The sequence below is a fragment of the Thioalkalivibrio versutus genome (assembly GCF_001999325.1).
GTDB classification, from domain to species: Bacteria; Pseudomonadota; Gammaproteobacteria; order Ectothiorhodospirales; family Ectothiorhodospiraceae; genus Thioalkalivibrio; species Thioalkalivibrio versutus.
The window spans coordinates 33695-43739 of sequence record NZ_MVAR01000032.1 but is presented as its reverse complement, the minus strand read 5'-3'; the positions used below and the strand labels follow the sequence as shown (position 1 = coordinate 43739).

The 10045-nt window shown below is 67.1% G+C and carries 10 protein-coding genes and 1 pseudogene; 10 read left to right on the top strand and 1 reads right to left on the bottom strand.

Annotated elements, in window-relative coordinates; all coding sequences use genetic code 11:
- From B0684_RS11615 to B0684_RS11570, 10 genes are all read left to right on the top strand, one after another.
- On the top strand, window positions 1–752 hold a 752-nt coding region (locus B0684_RS11615), incomplete at its 5' end, for an OmpA family protein (RefSeq protein WP_077277032.1).
- 57 nt (window positions 753–809) lie between these two features.
- Window positions 810–2033, top strand: coding sequence for an argininosuccinate synthase (locus B0684_RS11610; RefSeq protein ID WP_018169045.1), 1224 nt, complete (start codon window positions 810–812; stop codon window positions 2031–2033).
- A 70-nt stretch (window positions 2034–2103) separates the two neighbouring features.
- A complete protein-coding gene (locus tag B0684_RS11605; protein WP_018649659.1) occupies window positions 2104–4059 on the top strand; it encodes a diguanylate cyclase domain-containing protein in 1956 nt (651 codons plus the stop codon).
- A 42-nt stretch (window positions 4060–4101) separates the two neighbouring features.
- Window positions 4102–4890, top strand: coding sequence for an MlaA family lipoprotein (locus tag B0684_RS11600; protein WP_038084487.1), 789 nt, complete (start codon window positions 4102–4104; stop codon window positions 4888–4890).
- Window positions 4887–5411 carry a hypothetical protein gene (locus B0684_RS11595; protein WP_018649660.1) on the top strand — a complete coding sequence of 175 codons (525 nt, stop codon included), beginning with the start codon at window positions 4887–4889 and terminating at the stop codon, window positions 5409–5411. Before B0684_RS11600 ends, B0684_RS11595 begins: the two co-directional genes overlap by 4 nt.
- Entirely contained in the window at window positions 5408–6805 is a 1398-nt protein-coding gene (gene mpl, locus B0684_RS11590; protein ID WP_018649661.1) for a UDP-N-acetylmuramate:L-alanyl-gamma-D-glutamyl-meso-diaminopimelate ligase, read from the top strand. The genes B0684_RS11595 and mpl overlap by 4 nt, the downstream gene beginning before the upstream one ends.
- The gene (locus B0684_RS11585) at window positions 6802–7437 is read left to right on the top strand and encodes a flavin prenyltransferase UbiX (protein WP_018169050.1); all 636 of its coding nucleotides are present in this window, start codon (window positions 6802–6804) and stop codon (window positions 7435–7437) included. The genes mpl and B0684_RS11585 overlap by 4 nt, the downstream gene beginning before the upstream one ends.
- Window positions 7434–8036, top strand: a complete 603-nt coding sequence (locus tag B0684_RS11580) for an LON peptidase substrate-binding domain-containing protein (RefSeq protein ID WP_018175597.1) — start codon at window positions 7434–7436, stop codon at window positions 8034–8036. Before B0684_RS11585 ends, B0684_RS11580 begins: the two co-directional genes overlap by 4 nt.
- Window positions 8037–8092: 56 nt before the next feature.
- The gene (trxA, locus tag B0684_RS11575; RefSeq protein ID WP_018169052.1) at window positions 8093–8479 is read left to right on the top strand and encodes a thioredoxin; all 387 of its coding nucleotides are present in this window, start codon (window positions 8093–8095) and stop codon (window positions 8477–8479) included.
- Between the two features lie 184 nt (window positions 8480–8663).
- A complete protein-coding gene (locus tag B0684_RS11570) occupies window positions 8664–9605 on the top strand; it encodes an AEC family transporter (protein WP_018649662.1) in 942 nt (313 codons plus the stop codon).
- Between the two features lie 200 nt (window positions 9606–9805).
- Here B0684_RS11570 and B0684_RS14050 read toward each other — a convergent pair.
- Window positions 9806–10029 (bottom strand): annotated as a pseudogene (locus B0684_RS14050) (hypothetical protein).
- Window positions 10030–10045 lie beyond the last annotated feature (16 nt).

Below are 10045 nucleotides of genomic sequence, written 5' to 3'. Positions count from 1 at the left end.
CCTACGCGATGCCGGCGGGCGTCGCGCCGCGGCTGCGCACCGGCGCGCCGGAATGGCTGCGCCCGGCGACGCAATCGCCGCTGGATGTGCGGTTGCAGCCCCGCGACGCCCGCCTGTTCCGGGTCCCCCAGGCGTTGGCGCAGCCCCTGAAGGCCCGTCTTCTGGCCGGCCATGACGCGCGCATCGATTTTCCCGATGGCGACGACTCGGTGCACTTCCGGGGTATCCGCTTTGCCCTGCGGGCGCGGGATTTCCGCGCCTGTTACGGGGAGCAGGACACGCCTGCCGCGACCCCGGAAGCGGGGGCCCTGGACCGCTGGAGTGTCTATTTCGAAACGGGTAGCCATCGTCTGGATGCCGAGGCGCGTGAGGTCTTGGAACAAGCAGCCCGCATCTTGGCCGATTCGGAAACGCCCCGCATTCGGGTGGTCGGCTGGACGGATGCTGCCGGCCCGCTGGAGATCAACCGCCCACTCAGCCGCAACCGAGCTGAGGTGGTGCGCGATGCCCTGGCGGAGGCCGGTCTCTCGGCTGCACGGGTCGAGATCGAGGCCCCTGGCGTGGATCCGGCCGCCGATGGCGCGCGCCAGGCCTCGCGGCGCAGTGATATTTGGTGGCTGGATACGGGCGATTCGGGCGCGGGCGGCGCATCGGTTGAGGTGCTGCCGGGCGCCGGCCCGGAAGAGCCTGAGGGCCACAATCCGCGCCCCGATTCGGCCCCGGCTGCGCCCTCCGAGACCCCGGCGTGGTAGTGACGCTAGCCGTCAAAACGACTATATCTTTACCTTAGGAAAAGGATAGAAATTCTTATGAGCTCCTCGATCAAGCGCGTCGTCCTTGCATACTCCGGCGGTCTGGATACCTCGGTCATCCTCAAATGGTTGGAAGATCAGTACGGCTGCGAGGTCATTACCTTCACCGCCGATCTGGGTCAGGGTGAGGAGGTCGAGCCGGCCCGCGCCAAGGCCGAGGCCCTGGGTGTGAAGCAGATCTACATCGAGGATCTGCGTGAAACCTTCGTGCGCGATTACGTGTTCCCGATGTTCCGCGCCAACACGATCTACGAGGGCGAGTACCTGCTGGGTACCTCCATCGCGCGTCCCTTGATTGCACGGCGCCTGGTCGAGATCGCCGAGGAGACCGGGGCCGATGCCATCGCCCACGGCGCCACCGGCAAGGGCAACGACCAGGTGCGTTTCGAGCTGGGCGCCTATGCGCTGAAGCCGGGCATCAAGGTGATCGCCCCCTGGCGCGAATGGGACCTGAACTCGCGCGAGCGCCTGATGGCCTACGCCGAGCAGCACAACATCCCGGTGGACTACAAGAAGCAGGGCACCAAGTCGCCGTATTCGATGGACGCCAACCTGCTGCACATCTCCTACGAAGGTGGCCCGCTGGAGGACCCGTGGACCGAGGCCGAGGAGGACATGTGGCGCTGGTCGGTCTCCCCGGAGGCCGCGCCGGACGAATCCGAGACCCTGACCATCGGCTTCGAGAAGGGTGATCCGGTCTCGATCAATGGCGAGCGCCTGAGCGCGGCCGAACTGCTCGCGAAGCTCAATGAGCGTGGCGGGGCCCACGGTGTTGGCCGGCTGGATATTGTCGAAAACCGCTATGTCGGCATGAAGTCCCGCGGCTGCTACGAGACCCCGGGTGGCACGATCCTCTTGCGTGCCCGCCGGGCGCTGGAATCCATCACCCTGGACCGCGAGGCCGCGCATCTGAAGGACGAGTTGATGCCGCGCTACGCCAGCATCATCTACAACGGCTACTGGTGGAGCCCGGAGCGGCGCATGCTGCAGGCCGCGATCGACGACACCCAGGGCGTGGTCAACGGCGAGGTGCGCCTGCGCCTGTACAAGGGCAACGTGATCGTCGCGGGTCGTCGCTCCGAGGACACCCTGTTCGACGATGCCATCGCCACTTTCGAGGATGACGCCGGCGCCTACGACCAGAAGGACGCCGAGGGCTTCATCCGCCTGAACGCGCTGCGCCTGCGTATCGCCGCCAGCCGCAACCGCAAGCCGACATGACATGAGCGGGGCGGGCCGCCAGCGCTCCTCATTGAGGGTTGCCCCGCTCCGGCGCCCGGGAATCGCGTGGATGTCTGGTGGCCTGGCGGTGCTCCTGCTCTGTTGTCTGTTGCTGTATCCCTCGGCGCCCTTGTTCGCGGAGGAAACGGCGGCGGTGGACGAGCAGCGGCTGGTCCTCGGGGTGCTCGCCCACCGCGGCGACGATGTGGCACGCCAACGCTGGACGCCATTCGTCGAGTACCTGTCAGAGCAGATCGACGGGGCCCGTTTCGTGCTGGAGCCGGTGGACAACGACGGGTTGCAGGCGGCCGTAGCAGACAAGCGCTTCGATCTGATCCTGACCAACAGCGGTTCCTACGTGATGTTGGAGCAGCAGCACGGGATATCGCGCATCGCGACCATGCAGCCGCGTCAGGTGGGCCGTGACGAGGACCGTTTCGGGGCCGTCGTGATCGCCCGCGCCGATCGGGATGACCTGGTGGAGCTGGACGACCTGCGGGGGCAGCGCTTGTCCGCGGTGCATCCTGATGCCTTTGGGGGCTGGTGGATGACCTGGCGCGAATTGCAGGCGGCCGGGCTGGACGTCGAGAGTGATCTGGCGTCGGTGGTATTTACCGGCTTCCCGGTCGGCCGCGGCCTCGACTGGGTGCTGCAGGGGGAGGTCGATGCCGCGACCTTCCGGACCGGCATCCTGGAGGACCTGGAGGCACGTGGCGATCCACGGGTGGAGCAGGTCCGGGTGGTCGGCGAGCGCGCCTTCCCATCGTTCACTTACCGCGCCAGTACCCGTTTGTACCCCGAGTGGCCGCTGGCGATGCGTGGTGACCTGGATACCGGGCTGGCGCATGCCATCCTGCTGGCGACCCTGTTGCTGGATGAGGAACATCCGGCAAGTCAGGCGGCCGGCATCGGCGGCTGGGCGGCACCCCGGTCCTACGAGGACGTGCACGGGCTGATGTACGAACTGGGGGTTGGCCTGTATGCGCCGCAGCCCTTCGATATCCTGGTCTGGCTGCGTGGCAACATCCTGTGGCTGGTCTCGGCGCTGGCAGTGGTCGCGCTGCTGGCGCTGTTGTATGTCTCGCGGGTCCACACCCGGGTGCGCCGCTCCGGTCGCAACCTCGAGCGCAGCATGGACGCGATCCCGGATGCGGTGATCACCCTGGATGCGCGTGGCGGGATCTCCTATGTCAACCCCGCGGCCCGCGAGCTGGCGGGGCTGACCCGGGACCAGGTTCTGGGTTGTTCCCTGGATCAATTGCTCGACTTGCGCGAACTGGGTACCGGCCACCCCCTGCTGCCGGCGGATGCCCGGGGCGAAGCGCTGAACCAGGCCCTCGGCGAGCGTTCGGATGCCCGTCTGGTCCGGCGTGACGGTCACGAACTGATCGTGCGTATCGCCCGTACCGCGCTTGACCCGGTAGCCGGCAGTTCCGTGCGGACCCTGCTGGTGCTGACGGATGTCTCCGAGGAACGCAGGCTGGTGGATCGGCTGGTGCACGAGGCGAGCCACGATGGCCTCACCGGCTTGTTGAACCGGCGCGCCTTCGAGCGCGAGCTGGAGATTGCCATGCATGCCGCCCGCGACAACCGTGCGGTGGCCAGCCTGCTGCTGGTGGACCTCGACTACTTCAAGGACGTGAACGACCACCATGGCCATCGGGTCGGCGACGAACTGCTGCGCCAGGTCGCTCATGTGCTGCGCCAGCTTACCCGTGGTCACGATGCCGTGGCGCGGATTGGGGGTGACGAATTCGCCGTGATCGCGCGCGATACGAACGCGGAGTATGGGCGTATCCTTGGTCAGCGGATCTGCTCGGCCCTCGCCGACCGGCCGTTGCAGGTGGAGGCCCGGGAAGTCACCATTGGCGCCTCGGTGGGCGTGGTCGAGCTGGGACCGGACGTGCCGGGGGTGGACGAGGCCTTTGTCGCCGCGGATCGCGCCTGTTATCAAGCCAAGGATCAGGGCCGTGGTCAGGTCGGGGTTGCCCGCAAGGCGGACATCTACCCGATCACCGGGGCCTGAGCGTAACCGGCTCGGCGCCGGATCGAAAAGTTAAGGAATCACATGTCTGTTGTCTCCTGTTTGCGCCCGGGCCTGCTGGCCCTGATGTTCCTTGGCCTGGCCGGTTGCGCGACGGTGCCCAGCGAGGACCGCCACCCCGATGATCCCTGGGAGTCCTACAACCGGGCGGTGTTCGAGATCAATCAGGACTTCGACGAGTCGCTGCTGCGCCCGGCCGCAGTGCAGTACCAGCGCCTGCCGCAACCGGTGCAGACCGGGGTGGGCAACTTCTTTTCCAACCTCAATGACTTCACGGTCCTGTTCAACAACCTGTTGCAGGGCAACCTGGAAAACGCCGCCTCGGATACCGGGCGAATCATGTTCAATTCGACCTTCGGACTGTTCGGGCTGATCGACGTCGCCTCGCCCATGGGGCTGGACAAGAACAACGAGGACTTCGGCCAGACACTGGGCGCCTGGGGCGTGGCGCGAGGCCCCTACCTCCAGCTGCCCTTCCTCGGACCGAGCACGGCACGGGATGCCCCGGCGCGGCTGGTGGATGGCTACACCAGCCCGCTCTATCACACCAACCTGCGCGACGATCACACCGGGTGGTGGATCGGCCTGATCGCACTGGACGTGGTCGACATGCGCGCCGGCTTGATCCCGACCGAACGCATGCTGGCGCAACTGTCCGACGACCCCTACATCGCGATGCGCCAGGGTTACCTGCAGCGCCGGGACTTCCTGGTGCGGGGCGGCACGCCGGATGGCGAGGCCGATGCCATGCTGGACGAACTGGATGAGCTCGAGGCGCTGGAGGCCATGGAGGCCGAGGAGAGCGAACGTTGAACGGCCTTGCCGCGATGCTGAACATCCTGCGCCTGCGCGCCGGGCCGCAGGACTTGCCGGCGGATAACGGCACGCTGATCTTCTGGGTCGGCATCGCCCTGATCGCCGGCATGGTGATCGGGATCCCGTTGTACGGCTTCGGCCAGGCGCTGGCACTGAACGTGATGGACCTGGTGGTCCTGTATGCCTTTGTCGCCATCCTGCTGAGCATGCAGGGCGTATCGGATCGCTGGCGCCAGACCTTCACCGCGATGGCGGGGACCGGCGCGGTCCTGGGCTTGTTGATGGCGTTGCTGATGGTGCTGGCGGGCGGACCCGATCCGGCGCGCGAGCCGGAGGAGGTCGCCACCGGGGTCGTGTTCGGGATGCTGGTGCTCCTGGCCTGGTTGCTGCTCGTTTTTGGTCACATCCTGCAGCAGGCGCTGGGGTTGGGTTCGCGTCTGGTGGGAATGCTGATCGCACTTGGCTATATCGTGGTCTCCAGCGTGGCCACCCAGACCGCGATCGGGTTGTTCCAGTGACCGGCGGGCAGCTCCACGTCCTCGGGATTGGCGGGACCTTCATGGGCGGGCTGGCCCAGTTGGCGCGCGCGCAGGGGTATGCGGTCACGGGTTCCGACCAGAAGCTGTACCCGCCCATGAGCGACCAGCTGGAACAGGCCGGGATTGCCTACCACGAGGGCTACGACCCCGACACGCTGCCCGACGCGGGGCCCGTCGTGGTCGGTAATGTAATGCGCCGCGGCATGCCCGTCGTCGAGGCCCTGCTGGATCGCGGGCTGGCCTACACCTCGGGCCCGCAGTGGCTGGCCGAACACATCCTTCGTGATCGCTGGGTGCTGGCGGTGGCCGGTACCCACGGCAAGACCACGACCGCCAGCATGCTCGCCTGGATTCTTGAATACGCGGGGCTGAGCCCCGGCTTTCTGATCGGCGGGGTCCCCGGCAATTTCGGGGTCAGTGCGCGCCTGGGGAATGCCCCGTTTTTCGTGATCGAGGCCGACGAATACGACAGCGCGTTCTTCGACAAGCGCGCCAAGTTCGTCCATTACCGCCCGCGCACCCTGGTCCTGAATAATCTCGAATTCGACCACGCCGACATCTACCCCGACCTGTCCGCGATCGAGCGCCAGTTCCATCACCTGGTCCGTACGGTGCCGGGGCAGGGACGCATCCTGATGCCGGCCGGTGATGCCGCACTGGAGAGGGTGCTGGAGATGGGTTGCTGGACGCCGGTGGAGCGCCTCGCGACCGACCCTGAAGGCGACACTGGAAATGCGCCCCCCGCCCTGGCGGCGCGCGCCCTGAACCCCGAGGCCTCGGTCTTCGAAGTGCTGGCCGATGGCGTGGCACAGGGGCGGGTGGAATGGTCGCTGACCGGGCGTCACAACCTGGCGAATGCCCTGGCGGCCCTGGCCGCCGCTCGGCATGCCGGCGTTCCGCTGGCTACGGGCTTGGCCGCCATGCCGGCGTTTCGCGGCGTTCGTCGGCGCCAGGAGCTGCGCGCCGAGATCGACGGCATCCGGGTGATCGACGACTTCGCCCACCACCCCACGGCGATCCGCTTGACCCTCGAAGGGCTGCGCGGACAGGTGGCGCCGGGTGGGCGTCTGGTGGCGATCCTCGAGCCGCGTTCTAACACGATGCGCATGGGAGTGCACGCCGAGGCCCTGGGTACGGCGCTTGCACAGGCCGACGCAGTGCACCTGTACCATGCCCCGGAGATCGACTGGTCCACCGAGGGCCTGCAACAGCAACTCGGCGAGCACCTGTCCGTGGCGCGCGATATCGAATCCCTGCTGCAGGGGATTCTTGCCACCGTTCGATCCGGCGATACGCTGGTGATCATGAGCAACGGAGGCTTCGACGGGTTGCACCTGCGCCTGATTGACGCCCTGCAGGGGACGCCCGCATGACCGAACGCCCGCGCAGCATCTCTCTGGCCCTGACCGGCGCCTCCGGTGCGCCCTATGGTTTGCGCCTGTTGCAGTGCCTGGTCGAGTCCGGCGTCCAGGTGCACCTGATGCTGTCGAAGCCGGCCCAGGTCGTCCTCGGGCTGGAAACGGACCTGAATTTGCCCGGCCGCCCGGTGGAGATTGCGCGCTACTTCGCCGACCGCTATCAGGCGGCCCCCGATCAGATCCACTGTTACGGGCCCGAGCAATGGACCGCCCCGGTCGCCAGTGGCTCGGCCGTGCCGGAGGCCATGGTGGTCTGCCCCTGCACCACCGCCACCGTGTCGGCCATCGCGACCGGGGCCTCGCGCGGGCTGATCGAGCGTGCCGCCGACGTGGTGCTCAAGGAGCGGCGCAAGCTCCTGCTGGTGGTGCGCGAGACGCCGTTCTCCGAGATCCACCTGGAGAACATGCTGCGTCTGGCGCGCATGGGTGCGGTGGTGATGCCGGCCAATCCGGCCTTCTATCACCGTCCGCAGTCCATCGATGACCTGATCGACTTCATGGTGGCGCGGGTGCTGGATCACCTCGACGTCGAGCACGCCCTGGTGCCGCGCTGGGGCGCGGCCCCGGAGCCGGGAGAGGATGCATGACCACGCTGCCGCTGTTTCCGCTGAACACGGTGTTGTTCCCCGAGGGGTTGCTGCCGCTGCGGATCTTCGAGACCCGCTATCTGGACATGGTGCGGCGCTGCCTGCGCAGCGATGGTCGCTTCGTCATCGTGGCGACCGAACCGGAACGCGAATCCGGTGAACTCCCGTCCGAGACGGATCCCTCAGCGGGTTTCTACAGTGTCGGCACCGAGGCGGTCATCGTGGACTGGGACCAGCGCCCCGACGGGTTGCTGGGGATCCTGGTCAAGGGCGAGGGCCGGCGGGTCATCCACAATGCCCGGCACGCCGATGACGGTCTGTGGCTGGGTGATGTGGAGCCCTTGCCGGAGTATCCCGAGGTGAGTCTGCCGGTGGATTATGCCTCGCTGGCCGATCTGCTGGAGCGCTTGCTGGACCAGCTGGGTACGCCCTGGTCGCACCTGGAACGGCGCTTCGACGACTCGACCTGGGTTGCCGCGCGGCTGACCGAACTGCTCCCGATCGACCTCGAAATCAAGCAGCAATTGCTGGAGGCGGACGACCCGATCGAGCGTCTGGAACGCCTGCGAGCGGCCATGCTCGCAGCATCGAAATCCTGAAAGCGGCCGCGGAGGCTGGTAAGGTTCGGGGACATTTTTAACCGGAGCCCGCCATCATGGCCGTTCAGGAACTCACGCAGGACACCTTCGAATCCACCATTACCGGGAATGACATCGTCATCATGGACTTCTGGGCCCCCTGGTGCGGCCCGTGCCAGCAGTTTGCCCCGACCTTCGAGGAGGCCTCCGGCAAGCACCCCGACGTGGTCTTCGCCAAGGTGAATACCGACGAAGAGCAGGCCATCGCCGGCGCCTTCCAGATCCGTTCCATCCCGACCCTGATGATCTTCCGCGAGCAGATCATCGTGTTCTCCCAGCCGGGCGTGCTGTCCGCCGGTCAGCTGGACGAGGTGCTGGGCAAGGTGCGCGAGCTGGACATGGAGCAGGTGCGTGCCGACGTCGAGCGCCAGCAGCAGGAACAGGAGCAGGCCGGGGGCGCGTAAGCCGCCTCTGACAACGGTTTCCCGCGGGCCAAACCCGCGAGATCGAACCCGGCCGGGGGCGTCGCCCCGCCGGGTTTTTTTGTGTGGGGCGCGTGCCAGGATCGTAGAATGACCGCAAACCCCTGCGCCATGCGCGAAAGGATGCCGTCACCATGTCCCAGCACCCCGAGGCCGGACGCCTGCCATGTTGAGCGTGATGACCCAGATGGGGGCGCTGATCGTCGCGGGCGTGGTCTGGCGCGCCCTGCAGCCGGGTGGTCTGGATGCGGATACGACGCGCCGGGTCCTTACGACCCTGGTCTACTACCTGTTGCTTCCGGCGCTGGTCCTGCAGGTGCTGTGGGTGGCCCCGCTGGGCCTCGACTCCCTGCGTATCGCCCTGGTGGCGGGCCTCACGGTTCTGGCGATGGTCGGTGTCACGTTGCTGGCCTGTCGCGTCTGCATGGCGGAGCGTGCGGCGATCGGCGCGATGCTGCTGGCGGCTGCCTGGCCCAATGCCACCTATCTCGGTCTCCCGGTGCTCGACAGCCTGTTCGGCGAGCCTGGCCGCGCGGTGGCGATCCAGTACGACCTGTTTGCTTGCCTCCCGCTGCTACTGACGCTGGGCGTGTTGCTGGCGCGGCGCTACGGCGATCCCGAGGCGGTACGCCTGTACGGGGGCGGGAGCCCGCTGCGCGGGCTGGCGGCGGTGCCGTCGATCTGGGCGGCGGTGGTTGGCGTGGCCCTGAATCTCGCCGGGGTCCCATTGCTCGACTGGCTGGACGTCTTTCTCGGCTTCCTGGCGGACAGCGTGGCCCCGCTGATGCTGTTCTCGCTGGGCCTGGCGCTGGTATTCAATCGCTTTCGTGGACGCGATGCCCGGCCGCTGGCGGTAGTGGCCATTGTGCAACTGATCCTGGCCCCCATCTTTGCGCTGGGGCTGGTGCTGTGGACCGGCCTCGAGGGTGTGCCCGGTGTCGGGTCGGTTCTGGAGGCGGCGATGCCGGCGATGGTCCTGGGACTGGTGTTCTGCGACCGCTTCCGTCTGGATACCGGCCTCTACGCGGCCGCGGTCACGCTGACCACGGCGCTGTCGTTGGTCACCCTGCCCCTGTGGTTCGCCCTCGCCACCCGCCTCATCGCCTGACCTTCAACGCAGTTGGTGGCTGGCCCTGTTTCATCGTCGGTGTTTACGGTGCCTTCGGTCCGCATACTGCCCGGCGCTGACTCGCCAGCGCACCGCGAGGTACTTTCTTGCTTGCTCAAGAAAGTACCCTTCGAGGCGCACCCGGATTTCGCCCGTGAACCTCGCTCCGGACGCGCTGAACTCGCTACGCTGCGCTTCGCTCAGACATCCAGCGCCCCATGTCTATTGTTAACTGGCCGGCCCATCACGCCCTCCGCAAGGGGCTCCATACGGGAGGCGAAGGTCAAGACAGAAGGTGTTCCGTCCCCCGGACATAACAATAGGCAATGCCGTCCGAAGGCCCCGGCGCCCGCTTTGCGGGCGCGGCACGCCATGGCCGAAGGCCGAGCGTGCCCAGATGCCGGAACAGCCCGCCTCCATCCAATGGCACAGGCCTTCGG